The 17,596-nt window shown below is 67.0% G+C and carries 17 protein-coding genes and 1 pseudogene; 4 read left to right on the top strand and 14 right to left on the bottom strand.

Annotated elements, in window-relative coordinates; all coding sequences use genetic code 11:
• Nucleotides 1-19: 19 nt before the first annotated feature.
• The 7 genes and pseudogenes from P1N55_RS10755 to P1N55_RS10725 all read right to left on the bottom strand — a co-directional run bounded on the left by P1N55_RS10755 (nucleotide 20) and on the right by P1N55_RS10725 (nucleotide 7,335).
• The gene (locus P1N55_RS10755; protein WP_276275617.1) at nucleotides 20-1,012 is read right to left on the bottom strand and encodes an MBL fold metallo-hydrolase; all 993 of its coding nucleotides are present in this window, start codon (nucleotides 1,010-1,012) and stop codon (nucleotides 20-22) included.
• 90 nt (nucleotides 1,013-1,102) lie between these two features.
• Nucleotides 1,103-1,888: an inositol monophosphatase family protein gene (locus tag P1N55_RS10750; RefSeq protein ID WP_276275616.1), complete on the bottom strand. Its 786-nt coding sequence runs from the start codon at nucleotides 1,886-1,888 to the stop codon at nucleotides 1,103-1,105.
• 93 nt (nucleotides 1,889-1,981) lie between these two features.
• Nucleotides 1,982-2,731 (bottom strand): SDR family NAD(P)-dependent oxidoreductase, encoded by a 750-nt coding sequence (locus P1N55_RS10745; RefSeq protein WP_276275615.1) that lies wholly within the window; start codon nucleotides 2,729-2,731, stop codon nucleotides 1,982-1,984.
• Between the two features lie 114 nt (nucleotides 2,732-2,845).
• A pseudogene (locus P1N55_RS10740) lies at nucleotides 2,846-4,001 on the bottom strand (acyl-CoA dehydrogenase family protein).
• A gap of 124 nt (nucleotides 4,002-4,125) precedes the next feature.
• A complete protein-coding gene (locus P1N55_RS10735) occupies nucleotides 4,126-4,899 on the bottom strand; it encodes an enoyl-CoA hydratase/isomerase family protein (RefSeq protein ID WP_276275614.1) in 774 nt (257 codons plus the stop codon).
• A gap of 21 nt (nucleotides 4,900-4,920) precedes the next feature.
• Nucleotides 4,921-6,102: a CaiB/BaiF CoA transferase family protein gene (locus P1N55_RS10730; protein WP_276275613.1), complete on the bottom strand. Its 1,182-nt coding sequence runs from the start codon at nucleotides 6,100-6,102 to the stop codon at nucleotides 4,921-4,923.
• Between the two features lie 81 nt (nucleotides 6,103-6,183).
• Nucleotides 6,184-7,335: an acyl-CoA dehydrogenase family protein gene (locus tag P1N55_RS10725; protein ID WP_276275612.1), complete on the bottom strand. Its 1,152-nt coding sequence runs from the start codon at nucleotides 7,333-7,335 to the stop codon at nucleotides 6,184-6,186.
• Between the two features lie 144 nt (nucleotides 7,336-7,479).
• Between P1N55_RS10725 and P1N55_RS10720 the strand changes: the two genes are divergently transcribed.
• The 4 genes from P1N55_RS10720 (at nucleotide 7,480) to P1N55_RS10705 (ending at nucleotide 11,264) form a co-directional block, all read left to right on the top strand.
• On the top strand, nucleotides 7,480-8,634 hold the full coding sequence (locus P1N55_RS10720) for an ABC transporter ATP-binding protein (RefSeq protein WP_276275611.1): 1,155 nt from the start codon (nucleotides 7,480-7,482) through the stop codon (nucleotides 8,632-8,634).
• 10 nt (nucleotides 8,635-8,644) lie between these two features.
• Nucleotides 8,645-9,100: a MaoC family dehydratase gene (locus P1N55_RS10715; RefSeq protein WP_276275610.1), complete on the top strand. Its 456-nt coding sequence runs from the start codon at nucleotides 8,645-8,647 to the stop codon at nucleotides 9,098-9,100.
• A 126-nt stretch (nucleotides 9,101-9,226) separates the two neighbouring features.
• Nucleotides 9,227-9,709, top strand: a complete 483-nt coding sequence (locus P1N55_RS10710) for a MaoC family dehydratase (RefSeq protein WP_276275609.1) — start codon at nucleotides 9,227-9,229, stop codon at nucleotides 9,707-9,709.
• A gap of 10 nt (nucleotides 9,710-9,719) precedes the next feature.
• Nucleotides 9,720-11,264 (top strand): MFS transporter, encoded by a 1,545-nt coding sequence (locus P1N55_RS10705; RefSeq protein WP_276275608.1) that lies wholly within the window; start codon nucleotides 9,720-9,722, stop codon nucleotides 11,262-11,264.
• Here P1N55_RS10705 and P1N55_RS10700 read toward each other — a convergent pair.
• The 7 genes from P1N55_RS10700 to P1N55_RS10670 all read right to left on the bottom strand — a co-directional run bounded on the left by P1N55_RS10700 (nucleotide 11,224) and on the right by P1N55_RS10670 (nucleotide 17,589).
• Nucleotides 11,224-11,424 (bottom strand): hypothetical protein, encoded by a 201-nt coding sequence (locus tag P1N55_RS10700; RefSeq protein WP_276275607.1) that lies wholly within the window; start codon nucleotides 11,422-11,424, stop codon nucleotides 11,224-11,226. The two genes, P1N55_RS10705 and P1N55_RS10700, sit on opposite strands and share 41 nt — an antisense overlap.
• A 165-nt stretch (nucleotides 11,425-11,589) precedes the next feature.
• Nucleotides 11,590-12,435 carry a carbohydrate ABC transporter permease gene (locus tag P1N55_RS10695; protein ID WP_276275606.1) on the bottom strand — a complete coding sequence of 282 codons (846 nt, stop codon included), beginning with the start codon at nucleotides 12,433-12,435 and terminating at the stop codon, nucleotides 11,590-11,592.
• Nucleotides 12,432-13,070, bottom strand: coding sequence for a carbohydrate ABC transporter permease (locus tag P1N55_RS10690; protein WP_276275605.1), 639 nt, complete (start codon nucleotides 13,068-13,070; stop codon nucleotides 12,432-12,434). The genes P1N55_RS10695 and P1N55_RS10690 overlap by 4 nt, the downstream gene beginning before the upstream one ends.
• Complete coding sequence (locus tag P1N55_RS10685; RefSeq protein ID WP_276275604.1) at nucleotides 13,030-13,377, bottom strand: hypothetical protein; 348 nt, start codon at nucleotides 13,375-13,377, stop codon at nucleotides 13,030-13,032. The genes P1N55_RS10690 and P1N55_RS10685 overlap by 41 nt, the downstream gene beginning before the upstream one ends.
• 112 nt (nucleotides 13,378-13,489) lie before the next feature.
• Complete coding sequence (locus P1N55_RS10680; RefSeq protein WP_276275603.1) at nucleotides 13,490-15,028, bottom strand: extracellular solute-binding protein; 1,539 nt, start codon at nucleotides 15,026-15,028, stop codon at nucleotides 13,490-13,492.
• Nucleotides 15,029-15,418: 390 nt separating this feature from the next.
• Nucleotides 15,419-16,615 (bottom strand): CaiB/BaiF CoA transferase family protein, encoded by a 1,197-nt coding sequence (locus P1N55_RS10675; protein ID WP_276275602.1) that lies wholly within the window; start codon nucleotides 16,613-16,615, stop codon nucleotides 15,419-15,421.
• Nucleotides 16,616-16,671: 56 nt separating this feature from the next.
• A complete protein-coding gene (locus tag P1N55_RS10670; protein WP_276275601.1) occupies nucleotides 16,672-17,589 on the bottom strand; it encodes a dihydrodipicolinate synthase family protein in 918 nt (305 codons plus the stop codon).
• Between the last annotated feature and the right edge of the window lie 7 nt (nucleotides 17,590-17,596).

Below are 17,596 nucleotides of genomic sequence, written 5' to 3'. Positions count from 1 at the left end.
ACGGCAAGTGTCTCGAATCTCAGTACTCGATCGGCCAGCGCGTCCCGTCGGTCTCCGAGAGCCGGGCCGCCGTCTCGTCTGTCAGCCGGTACCGTCCCGCCGTCCGGGTGAGTTCGCCCGCCCGCGCCAGGTGGTCGAGGTGGGCGTCCGCCTCGCCCGGCCCGTGCAGGATGTGGATCCCCTCGAGGTCGCCGAACAGCTCGTCGCTCACCGTCCAGGCGTCGGCGGGGCCTCGCTTCGCCACTGCCTCGAGCACGCGCCGGGCACGTTCCTCGTGGTGGGCGACGATCTCGGCGGCGCGGGTCGCCGGCTCGTCTATCGGTGAGCGGTGACCGGGCCACGCCCGGTCGTAGTCCGCCTCGATGATCCGCCGGAGAGAGCGGAGGTACGTCGCCAGCGGTCGCTCGACGCGCACGTCGGCGCCGCCGACGTTCGGCGTGTACACCGGCAGGACGGCGTCCCCACAGAACACGTCCCGTCGGCCGTCCAGCCGACACTCGAAGACACAGAGGCCGGCGGCGTGGCCGGGTCGGTGGGCGACGGTGAGCTCGTGGCCGTTGAACGCGAACGTCTCGCCGTCTTCGAAGGTTTCGACCTCGGGGGCGTCGCTCTCGATCACGTGTGCGTCGAGCCACGCCCGGAGGGCCTGGCGCTTCTCGACGGGCATCCCCCAGTCGTCGAAGGCCGATTCCCGGAGCGCGCGGAGGTCGTCCCGGGCCTCGGCGCGCCCCTCGACGAGGGGCGCGTCCGCCGGGTGGACGTACACCTCGGCGCCGCTGGCCGCCTGGATCTGGCCGGCCAGGCCCGCGTGGTCGCCGTGCCAGTGCGTGAGAAAGATCCGGTCGACGTCCGCGAACGCGATGCCCAGGTCGCCGAGCGCGGCAACCAGCTGGCGCCGCGTCGCCTCGGTCCCGTCCCCGGTGTCGACGAGGACCGTCTCGGGGCCGTCGTCGAAGACGAACACGTTGTTGTTGCCCTCGAAGGCTGCGTTCGAGAGCGAGATTCGCTCCATCGAGACGGTGTAGCCGACGAGCCCTCTTGAATCTGTCCGGGCGGGCGCGCCGCCATGGCCCCGTCTGCCGTCGACGCGTCCGACCCGCCGCTAGGCCATCGTCGACTGGACGACCGCGACGACCTCGTCGTGGGCGGTACCGTTCGAGGCGACGAGCCCCTCACAGCCGGGGTCCCACGGGTCGCCGTGGACGTCGGTCACCGTCCCGCCGGCGCGTTCGACCAGGTACACGCCGGCGACGGTGTCCCAGGGGTTCGGCCGGGGCTGTGCCGAGGCCGCAGCGTCGAGCGAGCCCGCCGCGACCTTCGCGAGCGTCACCTGGGCACTGCCGAACCGCCGGAGGTCGCCGAAGGCCCGGATGAGCGCGGCCATGAGGTCGCCGAACTCGTCGTCCCGCTCCGGGCCGTACCGGAGGATGGGGGCGACGGTGAACGTCTCGACGTCGGTCTTCTCGCTCACCGCGACCGGGTCGCCGTTCCAGGTCGTGCCGTCCCCGTCGGCCCGGTACACGCCGTCTAAGGCGGGTGCGATCGAGACGGCGGCCGTCGTCTCGCCCCCGCGGACGGCCGCGACGCTCGTCGTCCACAGCGGTATCTCGTGGACGAAGTTGGTCGTCCCGTCGATGGGGTCGACCACCCAGGCGTCGCCGGCCTCGGGCATGGTCTTCAGCTCGTCGTCCTCCTCGCCGACGACCGTCGCCTCGGGGTCGTCGGCGCGGATGGTCTCGACGACCGCCCGCTGTGCGCGTCTGTCGGCCTCCGTGACGTAGTCCATCTTCCCCGACTTCGTGTCGATGGACAGCGACGTCTGGTAGCGTTCACCGGCGACGTCGGCGCCGGCCTCCGCGGCCGCGAGTGCCGTCTCTGCCCGGTTCATGTCTGAATTGCCATTACGGGACGTTCCCGGCCGGATATCTTAACGGTGGCGGCAGGGTGTAGCCCGGGACCGGTGCGGGCGTCGTGGCCGCTCTCACGCGCTCGCGAGGACGCCACCGTCCACCGGCAGCACGTGTCCCGTCACGTATCGCGACCTGTCCGACGCGAGGAAGACCGCCGGGTCCGCGACGTCTTCGGGGTCGCCGAGACGGCCCAGCGGGACCTGCTCGCGTCGGGTCTCGGTCCACTCCGGGTCGGACTCGCGGACCGCCTCGTTGACCGGCGTCTTGATGGTCCCCGGCACGATGGCGTTCACCCGGACGCCCCTGTCACCGTATTCGATGGCCAGTTGCCGGGTCAGACTCGAGACGCCGCCCTTCGACGCGGAGTAGGAACTCAGGCCCTCGATGCCGCGCTCGGCCGCCATCGACCCGACGTTGAGCAAGGTCCCCTCGCTCTCGACCAGGTGGGGGAGCGAGCGCCGGGCGACGCGGATTACACCGTGGAGGTTGACGTCTATCACCCGTTCGATGTCGTCGTCCGGGGTGCCCCCGAGGTCGTCGCGCGTGACGACGCCGGCGTTGTTCACGACGACGTCCAGGCCGCCGAACGCATCGGTGACCTCGTCGATGCAGTCGTTCACCGATTCGGTGTCGCTCACGTCCCCGACCGTGACGAGCGTCTCGCCGTCCAGGTCGGCCGCGACGGCCTCGAGCTGGTCCCGCGAGCGGGAGAGCAGCGCCACGTCCGCTCCGGCCTCGCTGAAGGCCGTTGCGATGGCCCGTCCGATTCCGCGACTCGCACCGGTGACCAGGGCTCGCTTGCCCTCGAGCGTCGAACTCATACAGCCCGACAGTCGACGCCCCAGCGCATAAAACGAGGGTGTGACGGCGACCGGTCCGCTGGCCCCACACTCGTGTCGAGGCGTTCCGGAACGGGACTGTGCCCGGTCCACCGCTCAGAGCAGCTGGTCGGCGATGACGTTCTTCTGGATCTCGCTCGTCCCCTCGTAGATCTTCGTGATGCGCGCGTCGCGGTAGTAGCGCTCGACGGGGAAGTCAGAGACGAAGCCAGCCCCGCCGTGGACCTGGATCGCGTCGTCGGTCACCTCGACGGCCCGCTCGCTGGCGAACAGCTTGGCCATGCTCGCCAGTCGCGTCGAGTCGTCCTCGCCGCGTTCCACGGCCGTCGCCGCGCGGTACACCATCCCGGGCGACCTCTACCTTCGTGGCCATCTCCGCGATCATGTGCTGGACGCCCTGGAACTCGGCGATAGGCTGGCCGAACTGCTCGCGTTCCCTGGCGTACTCGATGGCCGCGTCCAGTGCCGCCTGCATCGTCCCGACGGCCTGCGCGGCGACCGTGACCCGCCCATCCGCCAGCGACTCCATGAAGTAGTAGAAGCCCTGATTCTCCTCGCCGATGAGGTGGTCCTCGGGGACGCGGACGCCGTCGAAGAGCATCTCTCCGAGGTCTGCCGCGTGGATCCCGAGCTTGTCGTCGATGGGTTCGGCCCGGACGCCCGCCCGGTCGGTCGGGACGAGGAAGGCGCTGATGCCGCGGTGGCCGGCGTCGGGGTTCGTCTTCGCGAAGACCACGACGACGTCCGCGACGGTCCCGTTCGAGATCCACATCTTGTTCCCGTCTATCACCCACTCGTCGCCGTCCTTCCGGGCGCGCGTCTCGATACCCGAGACGTCCGAGCCGTGGGCGGCCTCGCTCACGGCGATCGCGTCGTGTGCCTGCCCGTCGACGATCTTCGAGAGCCACTCCTCACACATCCACTCGTCGCCGTACTCCGTCAGCAGGTAGACGTTCGTCGAGAACCCGTTGTTCCCGATTGCACAGCCGATGCCCGGGTCGGCACGCCAGAGCTCTTCGGTGACGATGGCCGCCGAGAGGGTGTCCATCCCCGCACCGCCGTACTCGAGGGGGGCGCCCGGTGCGACCAGGTCGAGCTGGGCCGCCTGCTCGATTATCTCGAACGGGTACTCGTGGGACTGGTCGTACGCCGCGGCGACCGGTTCGATCTCGTTCTCGCCGAACTCGCGCACCATCTGTCGGACCGCGCGGTGCTCGTCGCTGAGGCCGTACCCCGTGTGCTGAGAACTCATGTGAGACACCAACGAGGACAGCCAGTAAAAGCGTTTCTCGGGGCTCGCTCCCGTCGGACGGGTCACAGCGCTCTACCGACCCTGAGCGGGGGGCGAGTCGGATGCGGGCCGCTCCAGGGACCGGTTACCGGCCCTCGAACTCCGGATCTCGCTTCTCGTTGAACGCCCGGAGCCCCTCTGCGTTGTCCTCGGTGGTGTACAGGTACGCGGTGACGGCCTGCTCGTACTGCAACGCCGTGTCGAGGCTGGCGTCCATCCCCTCGTCGACCAGGCGGAGCGCCTCCTCGACGGCGAGGGGCGCCTTCGACATGGCGTCGTCGACGAGTTCGCGGGCGGCCCCCTCGACGTCGCCGCCGTCGACGACGCGGTTGACCAGTCCGAGCTCGCGTCCCTCCGCGGCCGTGATGGGGTTCCCGGTGACGATCATCTCCTTGGCCACGTTCGGGCCGACGACCCGGGGGAGGCGCTGGGTGCCGCCGCCGCCCGGGACGAACCCCAGGTTGACCTCCGGGAGCCCGAACTCCGCCTCGGCGTCCGCGACGACGAGGTCCGTCGCCAGGACCAGTTCGAACCCCCCGCCGAACGCGAGGCCGTCGACGACGGAGACGACGAGGGCGGGGTGGGCTTCGACGTAGTCGTTGACGCGGTTCTGCAGGCGGATGAACTCCATGAACTCGGTCTGGCTCCCGAGTTCGTCGAACATCTTGATGTCCGCGCCGGCGACGAAGGCCCGGTCGCCCGCGGTCCGGAGCAAGACGGCGCGTGCCTCGCCCTCGACCGCTTCGAAGGCGTCCTCCAGCTCACGGAGGACGTCGTCGTTCAGCGCGTTGAGCTTGTCCGGGCGGTCGATGGTGACGGTCGCGACGTCGCCGTCGATGTCGTGGGTTACGAGAGGCATGTGGGTGTGTGGATGGGGTTGTCAGTCGTCCCGGTGGGCGGTGATTCGCTCGATCTGCTCCTCGGAGTAGCCCCGTTCCCGGAGCACTTCCTCGGTGTGTTCGCCCGAACGGGGCGGGTGCCGCCGCATCTCCGCCGGCGTCTCGCTGAACTCCACCGGGAGCACGGGGAACTCCAGCTCGCCGAGGTCGGGGTGGTCGACGGTCTGGATCATGTCGTTGGCCTCGACCTGCGGATGTTCGAGGGCGTCCGGGAGGTCGTTGACCGGGCCACACCAGACGTCCTCCGCCCAGAGCATCTCGAGGAGGTCCTCGGTCGTCCGCTCGCGGGTGAACGCCTCGATGAGGCGCTTCAGCTCGTCGCGGCGCTCGTAGGCCTCCTCCCAGGAGTCGACGGCGGCGAGTTCCTCGAGGCCGAGCGCCTCGCCCACCTCGGCGGGCGGGGACAGCGAGATGGTGATGTAGCCGTCGGCGGTCTCGTACACCGCGTAGGGCGCCTGGTTGTAGACGTGACCGATGCCGGCCTCGCTGCGTTCGGGCTCCTCGCCCCCGTTCGCGTAGGTGGATATCTCCTGCATCATGAGCCCGAGCGCCGCGTTGAGGAGGCTGCCGTCGACCCGCTGGCCCCGGCCGGTCCGGTCGCGGTAGTGCAGCGCGGCGAGGATCGAGAAGGCGATGGACGCAGACGAAAAGAAGTCGACGACGGTCGCCCCGAGGGGCGTCGGCGGGTCGTCCCGGCGACCCGTGATGCTCGCCAGTCCGGAGACGCCCTGGATGATGATGTCCTGACCGGCGCGGTCGGAGAACGGGCCCTCGCGGCCCCAGCCCGACGCCGAGGCGTAGACGAGCTCGGGGTTGCGCTCGCGCAGCTCCTCGTAGCCGAAGCCGAGGCGCTCCATCACGCCGGGCCTGAAGTTCTCGATGACGACGTCGGCGTCGTCGATGAGGTCGTAGGCGACCGCCTTGTGCTCGTCGTCTTTGAGATCGAGTTCGACGCTCCGCTTGTTCCGGTTGAACGAGAGAAACACCGCGCTTTCCCCGCCGGGGTACTTGTTGGCCATCGACCAGTGGCGCTGCCACTCCCCGCCCGGACGTTCGACCTTGATGACCTCCGCGCCGAGGTCACCGAGCATCTGGGCGGCGACTGGCCCCTGTGCGAGCTGGGCGAAACTGACGACTGTGAGGTCTTCGAGCGCGTCTTCCATGGTCAGTTGACCGCGAGAAACGACTAAAAGCTTTCTCGTGGTCGACCGGCGCGCTCCCCGCCGGCGATTCGCGACGGGTCCTCACTCGTCGTCGAGCACGGAATCGGCGATGATGTTGCGCTGGATGCCGCTCGCCCCCTCGTAGATGCGCGTGGCCCGGGCGTCGCGGAAGTACCGCTCGACGTCGTACGCCGCGAGGTAGCCGTTGCCGCCGTGGAGCTGGATGGCGTCGTCGATGATATCCGAGGCCCGTTCGGTGGCGAACAGCTTGGCCTGACTCGCGAGGGCGGCCGCGTCGTCCTCGTCTTCTTTCACTGCGGTCGCGGCCCGGTAGAGGAGGCTCCGGGCGGCGCTGAGCGTCGTCTGCATGTCGGCGACCGTGTGACGGACGGCCTGGAAGTCGCCGATGGGCTGGTCGAACTGGTCGCGCTCGCGGACGTACGCCTTCGTCGCGTCGAGCGCCGCGCCGGCGGCGCCGACCGCCTGTGCGGCGACGGTGATGCGCCCGTAGCCGAGCGACTCCATGAAGTAGTAGAAGCCGTCGTTCTCCTCGCCGACGAGGTAGTCGGCTGGAACGTGGACGTCGTCGAGGACGACGTGGCCCAGCGGCGCCGAGTGCCCGCCGAGGCGGTCGTCGAGCGGCGTGGCCGAGTAGCCGTCCCGGTCGGTCGGAACCATGAACGCGCTGATGCCCCGGTGGCCGGCGTCGGGAGCCGTCTTCGCGAAGACGAGGAGCCGGTCGCCGATGGTCGAGTTGCCGATGAACTTCTTCTCGCCGTCGAGGACCCACTCGTCGCCGTCGCGCTCGGCGGTGGTCTCCATCGCTGCCACGTCGGACCCGTGGTCCGGTTCGGTGACGGCGATCCCGTCGATGATATCGCCGCTCGCGACACCGGAGAACCACTCCGCTCGCAGTTCCTCGTCGGCGTACTCGTCGACGACGTAGACGTTCGTCGAGAACCCGGAGAGCCCGAGCGCCCAGCCGAGGTTGGTGTCGGCTCGCCACGTCTCCTCGGTGACGATGGCGCTCTCGACCATGTCGTAGCCCGGGCCGCCGTACGTTTCGGGGATCATGTGGCCGACGTACCCCTCGGCGGCGGCGGTCGAGAGGAGTTCGTGCGGGAACGCTCCGGTGCGGTCGAACTCGTTGGCGACCGGTTCGATGTGCTCCTGGCCGAACTCCCGGACGTCCTGTCGGAGCTGGGACTGCTCCGTCGAAAGGCTGTATGTCACACTGAGACGTGGTGACGTGCGTACAATAGCCCTTTCGCCTGTGCTCGACTCGGCCCGTCGGTCGGACTGACCGATGTGTTGGTCGGCAGAAACCCGCCTCCGCAAGGGTTAACAGTCATGCCCGCAAAATCATCAACAATCGTCATGGCACAAAGTAGCGAGCCGTCCGTACAGGAAGCAGAGCAAGCGGGTGAGGCAATCGCTTCCGAAAGCGGGGGCCAACAGATCGTACTGAGCAACGTACGCAAGACGTTCGGGGGCGGCTCGATCGTGGCCGCCGAGGACATCAACTTAGACATCAGCCCCGACGAGTTCGTCGTCCTCCTCGGCCCGTCGGGCTGTGGGAAGACCACGACACTCCGCTGTATCTCCGGCCTCGAGACGCCCGACCAGGGGACGATCAAGATCGGTGACAAGGACGTCACGTCCACCAAGCCGAAAGACCGCAACCTGGCGTTCGTCTTCCAGTCCATCGCGCTCTTTCCCCACATGTCCGTCCGCGAGAACATCCGGTTCGGACTCGACATGAAGACGGACCTGAGCACGGACGAGAAGAACCGCCGCGTACAGGAGGCAGCGGAGACGCTCGGCATCGCCGAGATGCTCGACCGGAAGCCAGCCGCGCTCTCGGGCGGGCAACAACAGCGCGTCAGCATCGGCCGGGCGATGGTGATGGAGCCGGCCGCGTTCCTGCTCGACGAGCCGTTCTCGGCGCTCGACGCCAACCTGCGCGACCAGATGCAGACCGAAGTGAAGAAGCTCCAGCGCCAGATCGGCTGTGCGATGATCTTCGTCACCCACGACCAGGACGAGGCGATGACCATCGGCGACAAGATCATCGTGATGGACGACGGGCACATCCAGCAGATCGGCTCGCCCCACGAGATCTACAACGAACCGGAGAGCCAGTTCGTCGCCCAGTTCATCGGGTCGCCGTCGACGAACATCTTCGAGAGCACACTCGTCGACCACGGCGACGGCATCGCGCTCGAGAGCGACCTGTTCACGAAGGAGATCCCCGCAGATATCGCGGACGACCTGTCCACGTACGTCGGCCACGACGTGACGATCGGCATCCGGCCGGAGTACCTGCGTCTCAACGACGAGACTCTCTTCGAGGCCGACATCTCGGTCATCGAACCGCAGGGCGCTCGCGACGTCGTGCACCTCGAGACCAGCGGGCACGCGTACAGGACCACGGTCATGCAGGGCGAGATCGAGCCCAACCAGTCCGTCTCCGTCTCGTTTGACATGGACGACGTGTGGCTCTTCGACGAGGATGGCGAGCGGATCTTCTGAGCGCGGTTCCATGTCCGACGCACCATCGCAGCCGGCCCGCTACTTCGAGGAACTGGACGTGGGCGAGACGGCGTCCTACCCGGACGCGCGGACGATCACCGAAGCCGACATCGCGAACTTCGCCGGCCTCACGGGGGACTTCCACCCGCTCCACATGAGCAGCGAGTTCGCGCGCAAGCAGACGCAGTTCGACGGGCGGATCGCCCACGGGCAGATGATCGCGGACATCACCGAGAGCATCGCGATGGAGGAGAACATGCACTGTTTCTCCTACGGGCACGACGGCACCCGCTTCGTCAAGCCGGTGTACCCGGGCGATACGCTCTCGGCACGGCGTGAACTCGTCGAGACGGAACCGTACGACGACGACTACGGCCGCGCGATCTACGAGTACGAGACCACGAATCAGGACGGCGAGACGGTGTTCGTCGACCGGCACACGCTGCTCGTCAAACGCCGGCCCTAAGCCCGCTCGCGCCCGCGCGCGACGCCGACTTCTCCGCCCGTCGAAGCGGTCCGGGAACCGCGCTCTCGGTCGAATCTTCCGGCTGGCATCCCGAAGGTTGATTAGCGGTGCGAGAGTGGTTCACACATGACCGGCGAGAGAGTCTTCGACGACTACGAGATCGGCGAGTCGCACACGTCGATCGGACGGACAGTCACCCACTCGGACATCCGGATGTGGATCGGCGCCACCGACGCGACCCACCCGAACCACGTCAACAGCGAGTACACCGCGGACCACCCGGTGTTCGACGACATCGTCGCTCCGGGCGTCTACACCCTCAGTCTCGCTGACGCCTTCTGTGCGGAGACCATCTCCCGCCCCGCCACCTACGGGATGAACTACGGGCACGACAACGTCCGCTACCTGCAGCCGGTGTACGTGGGCGATACCGTCTCGGGCGAGGTGACCGTCGTCGACACCGAGAGCAAGGACGACACCTGGGGACTGCTGACCCTCGACGTGGACCTTACCAACCAGGACGGCGAGACCGTGCTCGTCGAGGACCACCACATGCTCATCGCCAAGTCCGCGTCCGCCGTCGAGGGCACCGACGAGACGACCGGCTGACAACCCGACAGTGAGCTGGTCTCTCCCCTCGCGGTTGTCCGCCGAGACGCCGACCGCCCTCATCGGTGCCGTCAGCGTCGGCCACTTCCTCTCGCACGCGTACTTCCTTACGTTCCCGCCGCTGTTCCCGCTCCTGTTCGCGCAGTTCGACGTCACCTACGCCGAACTCGGACTGCTGGTCTCGTCGCTGTTCGCGATGATGTTCGTCTTCCAGATCCCGTTCGGGTGGGTCGTGGACAAGGGATACGCAAAGCCCGTCCTCGTCGGCGGTCTGCTCCTCACCGCCGGGGGCATCCTCGGTGCGAGTACGGCCACGTCCTACCCGGTCTTGCTCGCGTTCGCGCTGATCTCGGGCGTCGGCCAGGCCACCTATCACCCCGCGAACTACACGCTCATCGACGTCGTGAGCACCGACGACCGCGCGGGCCGAAACTTCAGCATCCACACGTTCGCCGGGTACGCGGGCTCGGGGTTCGCGCCCGTCGTCGTCGGCGGACTCGGGCTCCGGTACGGCTGGCGGCCCGCGCTCGTCATGGCCGGGGTCGTCGGGATCGGCTACGCTATCCTCGTCCAGCTCGGCGTCGACACCGTCTACGCGAACGAACTGGCGTCCCGGACCGAACCGGCGGACGACGAGCGCGACGACGACGAGTCCGTCGTCCGGGAGCTCCTCCGTCCCTTCTTCCGGCTGACCATCCTCGCGATGTTCCTGTTCGTCGTCATCGTCGTCGCCGAGGCCGGCATCCAGTCCTTTACCATCGTCTTCCTCGTGGAGTCGCTGGGCCTCACCGAATCGACGGGGAACACGGCGCTGACGACGTTCTTCGTCCTCGCGGCCTTCGGCGTCCTGATCGGTGGGTATCTCGCCGACCGATTTGCCCCCGCGAACGTAATCTTCGGTTGCATCGGCGGTGCGGCGGCCGTTACGTTCCTGCTTACTCTCGAGATTTTGCCGGCCACGGTCCTGGCCTCGCTTGCCCTCTTCGGTGCCATCGGTCTCGGATACGGCCTGGCGATGCCGGCGAGGGACCGACTCGTCGCCGAGTACTCGCCGGCGGAGTCGGTCGGGAAGAGCTTCGGGCTCGTGTTCACCGGTGCCGCTGTCGGCGGGACCGTCGGTCCCGTCATGATCGGCGCCGCCATCGACGTCTCGCGGGTCGGCGTGTCGATGTTCCTCGTGGGAGCCTTCTTCCTCGTCGGCGCCGGGATCATCGGGCTGTTGAAGCTGGGGACCACCTCCGGGCAGCACGTCCCTCTCGCTCCGGCGGTTGTTCAACTGACCTGTCGTGACTCACGTGGCTGCCGGGGCGGTCGACCTGACAGGCACCCTCTGTATCCGTCACCGCCGACGCCCCGCGACGGGCGACCGACTCGATGTTGCTCCCGGACGGTCGTGTACTGGTCAGTACCAGTCGATGACGAACGTGGATGCCTGAAATCGGGAGACTACCGAGCAGTCGCGAGCGTGACATCGACGACAGCAGCGACTGCAGAAGCGAGAGCGCGGCCGGTGCTCAGTCGGGACGTTCGTTGGCGTAGGCGAGGCCGGCGATGAGTATCGTGAAGACGATAAAGAGGCCACCGACCTCGTAGGCGCCCTGGAGCAGGATGAAGCCGATGAGCGCGAACCAGGCGACGGCGAGTAGCACGGCCAGTATCTCGTATGTAATCTGAATGACTCTCGACCCTCTGGTGCCTGATAGTCGCTGTAGCATTGCTCGAACGAACACCGCCGACCATCATAAACCTTGCTTCGAAAACGACGGCGGTGTTTAGTTTCGCAATGCTCTCTTCGGAGAGCCAGAAAGCCCTGGCTGTTTGCGGCTCCCGTCGCTTGACTAAACACAGTTAAAACGACGCGGCGAATGATGCGTTCGCGGTCAGACCGCGAACGACTGGGTGAGGTGCCGGCGGGCGATCATGTACAGCACCGTCGGCGGGGTGCCGACGATGAGCGCCTGTGCCATGACCAGGCCCCAGTAGCGGCTCTCGCCGCCGACCGTCTGCAGGTACAGCGTCACGACGGCCGGACGCGGACCGGTCCCGGTGGTCAGCATGTTCGAGAACAGGAAGTCGTTCCAGCCGACCAGGAACGCCAGGAAGCCCGTCGCCATGACCGCAGGGAGCGACAGGGGCAGGATGACCTTGTAGAAGGCCTGCCACTGGCTACAGCCAAACACCTGGGCCGCCTCCTCTAAGTTCGCCGGGAGGTCCTCGAAGAAGTCCCGAAGGATCCAGATGGCAAAGGGCGTCACGAACACCTGGTAGGCGAGGATGACTCCGGGGATGGTGTTGAAGAGCCCGAGGCCGTACCACGTGTCGGTCAGCGGGATGATGAGCAGGATGTAGGGGAACAGCAGGGCGACCATGATGACACGGAAGCCCCACTCCTTGCCCGGGAACTCCTGTCGACCGAACACGTACGCGCCGGGGATACAGATGAGCAGCGCGAGCGCCGTCGTCCCCGTCGCGATGAGCGCCGAGTTGATCAGGTTGTCCTGGAAGCCGCTGAACGCGGTCACCCACGCGTCTAACGTCGGCTCCTGCGGGATGATGTGTGGGCCCGCGCCGAAGAACTCCGGCGGCGACCAGAACGAGACCGCCACGACGGAGATCATGGGCACGAGCACGAGCACCGTGAAGAACATGATGGTGGTGTACTTCAGCAGTGCGAACAGGGCGTCCTCACGGTCCTGATACCAGAGGGGGCCGCTAGCGGTGCTCATGCCGAGGTCCCCTCCTTGCGTGCCTTCTCGAACTCACGGATGAACAGGGCGACGAACCCGATGGTCACCGCCAGCAGGAACATCCCGACGGCAAAGCCCATACCGAACTGACCGTCGCTGTACGCGAAGCGGTACAGGAGCACGCCGAGGACCGACGTCTCGTACCCAGGTCCGCCCTGGGTCAGCTGGAACGCCTGTGAGACCTTCGCGAGGTTCCAGACCAGCCGGATGCTCAGCGCGACCAGGATGGCCGACTTGAGCTGTGGCAGGGTGATCCGCAGGAACGTCTGGACGCGGTTCGAGCCGTACACCTGTGCCGTCTCGTAGTACTCGTCCGGGATGGACTCCCGGGAGGCGAGGATGATGAGGAACATGAACGGCCAGAACGTCCACATGAGGACGCCCGAGACGACGGTGAGTGCGGGCAGCCCCTCCGAGGACCAGTAGACGGCCTCTTGGATGATTCCCCACTCCATCAGGTAGCTGAATATCGGCCCGTAGTTCGGGTCGAGCAGGTAGAGCCAGACGGTCCCCGTCACGACCGGCGGCATCGTGTACGGGATGATGAGGCCGGTGCTGATAGCTGCCTTGAACTTATCGAGGTTCGCGACGAGGCAGGCGGCAGCGACGGCCAACACGAGCTGGAAACGTCGCGATGCCGAACCCGAGCGTCGCCTGGAGCGACTGGTAGAACGGGTCCCAGTTGAGCAGGTAGACGTAGTTCCCCGCCCCGACCCACGTCGGGTTCGCCCCACCGGACGACCACTCGTGGAAACTCATCCACACGCCGCGGAAGAACGGGATCCACAGCAGGAAGACGAGATAGAGGAGTGTGGGCAGGAACAGCAGGTACGAGAACCAGTGCTCCCGGATGGCGCCGACGAACCGGTCGACCCGTGACACCTGACCGGTCTCTTGCCGTTGTGCGGTTACATTACTCATGGATAGACACCTTGGGACGGTGTTTTATCATAGTTATTCATCTTGATGTGGGTCCTAATAATATTGGCGATAGTGGGAACGAAGTGGTAGTAACCGGTGCGGTCGGGGCCGCTTACGAGATCGGCCAGCTGCCGACTTCACCGAGTTCGTCGATCGCAGACTGGATGTCCGCGTTGGACTCCTCCCGGGCCTGTGCCATCGCGTCTTCCGGCGACATCTCCTGGTTGATCGCACTCTGGATGTACGGTGCGATGGTCCGGAAGATGATCGCGTTGCTGAAGCGGTGGTAGGGCCACGTGGTCTCGGCGTTCTCCAGCATCGTGGCATTCGTCTCGAGGAAGCCGGTCTGCTCGGCGTGCGTGGCGTTGGCCTCGCCCCAGAGGTCCTGCCGGATGGGCATCCAGCCGACCATGTCCGGGTACCCGTTCTGGAAGTCCGACGACCCGAGCTTGTTCATGAGTGCCTTGCCGACGGCGAGCTTTCGCTCCCAGCGTTGGGCGTCGGCGTTGGACGGCTTCTTGTTCAGCCCGCTGTCGTGGAAGCCGACGTGGCCGGGGGCACCGCTGTCGCCGCCCGGGTACGGGACGATCTTCAGGTTCCCGTTCGCCATGAGGTCCGGGGCGCGCCGGAGGAAGGTCGGGTAGTTCAGCGTCTCGATGTTCCCCATCGCGACGTCGCCCGCGTACATCATGTTGGCGACCTCCTCGTCGGACGTCGACGCCGTGGCCGGGCCGGAGACCTCGTACTCGTGGACCATGTCCTGGTACCGCTGGACCCATTCCGCCCACGTGTCGGCGGGGTAGGCCTCAGAGCCGTCTTCACTGATGTAGCGGCTCCCCGACCCCAGTTCGGCGGACATCCACGGTGCCATGTTGTCGTTGTAGTCGGGCCAGGTGCCGTGTCCGTGGAACCCGTACCGGGCGCTGGAGTCTTCCTGGACTCCCACGGCCATCTCCATCAGCCCCTCCCAGTCGTCGACCGCGCTGCCGGTGTCCGGGATGTCGTCCATGCTGTACCCGGCCTCTTCGATCAGGTCCTTACGGACGTGGATCGGGTTGCGGACGCCGGTCGCGTGCGGGAAGTTGATGATGTCGCTTTCGCCGGGGATGTCCCAGAACCGGTACGCGTCCTGCTTGAGGTCCATCGCCCAATCCATCCCGTCGATGAGGGAGTCGTCGATGTCGGACTTGTAGTCGTCGAACGGCATCAGGTGGCCCGTCCTGATGATGCGCCCGAAGTAGAAGTCCTCGCAGTTGAACGCGACCGGGTAGTTCTCGTTCTGCCAGGCCTGGACCCACTTCTGGCCGCTCATCTGGCTGTACCCGGACTTGTTCAGCTGGACGCGGGCGCCGGTATCGCTCTGGAATTCCTGGATGAACGCGCTGACCCGTTCGGACGCCGTCTGGGACTGGACGTTCATCACGTCCCAGTAGTCGATGCTGACCCCGGAGAGGTCGTCGCCCTGGTCGCCGTTGGTGGAACCGCCGTCACCGTCGCCGCCGTCGCCGCCGTCGCCGCCGTCGCCGCCACTGCCGCCGTCGCCGCCACTGCCGCCGTCGCCGCCGTCGCCGCCACTGCCGCCGTCACCACTGCCGCCGTCGCCGCCACAGCCGGCCAGCAGCGTCCCGAGGCCGACTGTTGTCGCTTTCATGAACTTTCGCCGTCCACCGAACGACGAGCGTGAAAGCCCACTGGTCGAGCTCTTGTCCCGACCACTGGACGAATTCGAATCGCGGTTGTTATCAGATGACATACAAGGTGTACAACCAAGTACTGATAGTTATATCTTTTCCCGATCCAGTGATATATTGAGCCGAAGGTGCCGTCCTCAGCGACCGAACGGCCGAAATATTAACTCGGATGCGGATTCTGTCTTCGGTGTCCCACCGGTCTGATCCTCGGGAAGGGCCGATGGAGCAGGCCTGATCGCGTTCACGGGCGATGGTTCGTCCCCGACGCTCGAGGGCGGTCACTGGAACCGGGAGTTCCGATTCGGACTGCTCGACGGACGAGATCGTCGCCGTCTGGTTCACGTGCGACGCTACTCCTCGAACGCCTCGACGACGTCGTCGCCGACCAGCTCCTCGATGACGTCGGCGTCGTATCCCCGCTCTTCGAGCACGTCCCGCGTGTGCTCGCCGACGCGTGGCGGCGGGCGCTCGACGCTCGCGGGCGTCTCGGACATCTCCACGGGGAACCCCGTCGTCACGAACGACCCCACGTCGGGGTCGTCGATCTCGATGATCATGTCGTTGTGCCGGACCTGCGGGTCGTCGATCATCGCCGCCAGGTCGTTGACCGGTGCCGCCCAGATGTCCGCCTCGAGGAGCTGGTCGAGCAGGGCCTCGGTCTCGCGTTCGCGCGTGACGCGCTCGATGATTCCATGTATCTCGTCGCGTCGCTCGTAGGCCGCCGCGGCCGACCCGTCCGTCTCGAGTCCCTCGACCGCGAGCACCTCCGCGAAGTCGTCGAGGTCGCCCAGCGAGATGGCCACGTGTCCGTCGGCGGTCTCGTAGACGCCGTATGGGGCGTCGAACTGGGCGTGCGAGAGGCTCGCTTCAGGCCGCTCGAACTCCCGGTCTAAGTTCGTCGTGGCGGCCACCTCCTGGCACATCCCCGCGATCATCGAGTTCAGGAGACTGGCCTCTATCTTCTGGCCCTGGCCCGTCTGCTCCCGGTGGTAGAGCGCGATGACGACGTGGAGCGCGATGAACAGTGCCGACAGCTGGTCGGCGACGAACGTCCCGGCGGCCGTCGGCGGGTCGTCTCGCCGCCCGGTCGCGTCCATGAGGCCGCTCATCGCCTGTATCAACAGGTCCTGTCCGGGCCGGGTCTCGTACGGCCCGGACGACCCGTACCCCGACCCGGACGCGTAGACGACGTCGGGGTTGTATTCGCGGACGTCCTCGTAGCCAAAGCCCAGTTTCTCCATGACGCCCGGCCGGAAGTTCTCGACCACGACGTCGGCGTCGGCGACGATGTCACGGGCGACCGCCTTCCCCCGGTCGTCCTTGAGGTCGACCGCCACGCTTCGCTTGTTCCGGTTCATCGCGAGGTAGTAGGGGCTCTTTCCCTCGTACATCTCGCCGGCGACCCGCAGGTGGCGCTCGTACTCGCCGCCGAGGGGTTCGATCTTGATGACGTCCGCGCCCATGTCCGCGAGCGCCATCGTCCCCCACGGCCCCTGCATCATCTGACTGAAATCGGCGATAGTGATTCCCTCGAGTGCGTCGGACATACGACTCGGATTCTCTCGAACGACGTATAAATCCTCCTGCGGGCGTGACCCGGGGCCTACGCCGGGGCGAGCCCGACGCGTTCCATCGCCCGGCGAATCTCGGGGACCGCGTCGTCGGCGACCGGCTGTGCCGGCGGCCGCGGTGCCGCGTTCGGGAAGGTTCCTTGCAGCTCGAGGACCTTCTTCAACCGCGCGTTCGAGTCGGCACGCGGCTCGCCGAAGGCCATCCGGATGAACGGGTCCGCCCGTTCGTAGGCGTCGCGGGCGGCGTCTAAGTCGCCCGCCTGGACGGCCTCGAACAGGTCCACGATCAGCTCCGGGATGACCGCCGCCAGGATGAGCAGCGTGCCGTCGGCCCGGAGCGCGTACGAGGCCAGCAGGTGCTCGTCGTTGGCCACGAGCAACTGGACGTCTGTCTCGGCGTTCCCCAGCGCGTAGACGTCGTCCTGGAACCGGTCCATGTCCCAGCAGGCGTTTTTCACCGCGACGACCTCCTCTAAGCCCGCGAGTTCGACCAGCAGGTCCGAGTCGTACGTGCCGCCGGCCCACACGGGGTGCTGGAAGAGGACGAGCGGCACGTCGAGCGCCTGCCCGACCGTCTCGACGTACTCGCGTGCCGCGTCGGCCCGGTGGTTTATCGACGTGTGCGGCGGGAACAGCAGGAACGCGTCCGCACCGGCGTCCCGCAGTCGGCGGCCCTGTTCGACGGCCTCGCGGGTCGACCCGGCGACGAGGCCGGAGACGACGGGCGTCCCCGGACCGACGTTGGCGTCGACGACCTCGACGAGGCGGACGCGCTCGTCGTGTGACAGCGCGAACACCTCCGCGCCGTGGCCGTTGGTCACCATCGCGTTGAGGCCGTCGACCCGGTCGAGCGCGGCGACGTGCGCGCCGAGCGACTCCTCGTGGATCTCGCCGCGGTCGTCGAACGGTACCAGATGGGCGGGGTGGACACCGGTCAGGTCGAGTGACATACTAACA

The sequence above is a fragment of the Haloarcula regularis genome (assembly GCF_029338315.1).
Classification (GTDB): domain Archaea; phylum Halobacteriota; class Halobacteria; order Halobacteriales; family Haloarculaceae; genus Haloarcula; species Haloarcula regularis.
The sequence above is the reverse complement of the archived record's forward strand: the minus strand, read 5'-3'. Positions and strand labels throughout refer to the sequence as shown.

What these genes read in the sequence shown, in the direction of transcription:
- P1N55_RS10695 (WP_276275606.1), bottom strand. Translation starts at nt 12,435, where the DNA reads ATGAGCACCGCTAGCGGCCCCCTCTGGTATCAGGACCGTGAGGACGCC.
- P1N55_RS10745 (WP_276275615.1), bottom strand. Translation starts at nt 2,731, where the DNA reads ATGAGTTCGACGCTCGAGGGCAAGCGAGCCCTGGTCACCGGTGCGAGT.
- P1N55_RS10735 (WP_276275614.1), bottom strand. Translation starts at nt 4,899, where the DNA reads ATGCCTCTCGTAACCCACGACATCGACGGCGACGTCGCGACCGTCACC.
- P1N55_RS10710 (WP_276275609.1), top strand. Translation starts at nt 9,227, where the DNA reads ATGACCGGCGAGAGAGTCTTCGACGACTACGAGATCGGCGAGTCGCAC.
- P1N55_RS10720 (WP_276275611.1), top strand. Translation starts at nt 7,480, where the DNA reads ATGGCACAAAGTAGCGAGCCGTCCGTACAGGAAGCAGAGCAAGCGGGT.
- P1N55_RS10670 (WP_276275601.1), bottom strand. Translation starts at nt 17,589, where the DNA reads ATGTCACTCGACCTGACCGGTGTCCACCCCGCCCATCTGGTACCGTTC.
- P1N55_RS10675 (WP_276275602.1), bottom strand. Translation starts at nt 16,615, where the DNA reads ATGTCCGACGCACTCGAGGGAATCACTATCGCCGATTTCAGTCAGATG.
- P1N55_RS10715 (WP_276275610.1), top strand. Translation starts at nt 8,645, where the DNA reads ATGTCCGACGCACCATCGCAGCCGGCCCGCTACTTCGAGGAACTGGAC.
- P1N55_RS10700 (WP_276275607.1), bottom strand. Translation starts at nt 11,424, where the DNA reads ATGCTACAGCGACTATCAGGCACCAGAGGGTCGAGAGTCATTCAGATT.
- P1N55_RS10750 (WP_276275616.1), bottom strand. Translation starts at nt 1,888, where the DNA reads ATGAACCGGGCAGAGACGGCACTCGCGGCCGCGGAGGCCGGCGCCGAC.
- P1N55_RS10730 (WP_276275613.1), bottom strand. Translation starts at nt 6,102, where the DNA reads ATGGAAGACGCGCTCGAAGACCTCACAGTCGTCAGTTTCGCCCAGCTC.
- P1N55_RS10680 (WP_276275603.1), bottom strand. Translation starts at nt 15,028, where the DNA reads ATGAAAGCGACAACAGTCGGCCTCGGGACGCTGCTGGCCGGCTGTGGC.
- P1N55_RS10685 (WP_276275604.1), bottom strand. Translation starts at nt 13,377, where the DNA reads ATGAGTAATGTAACCGCACAACGGCAAGAGACCGGTCAGGTGTCACGG.
- P1N55_RS10755 (WP_276275617.1), bottom strand. Translation starts at nt 1,012, where the DNA reads ATGGAGCGAATCTCGCTCTCGAACGCAGCCTTCGAGGGCAACAACAAC.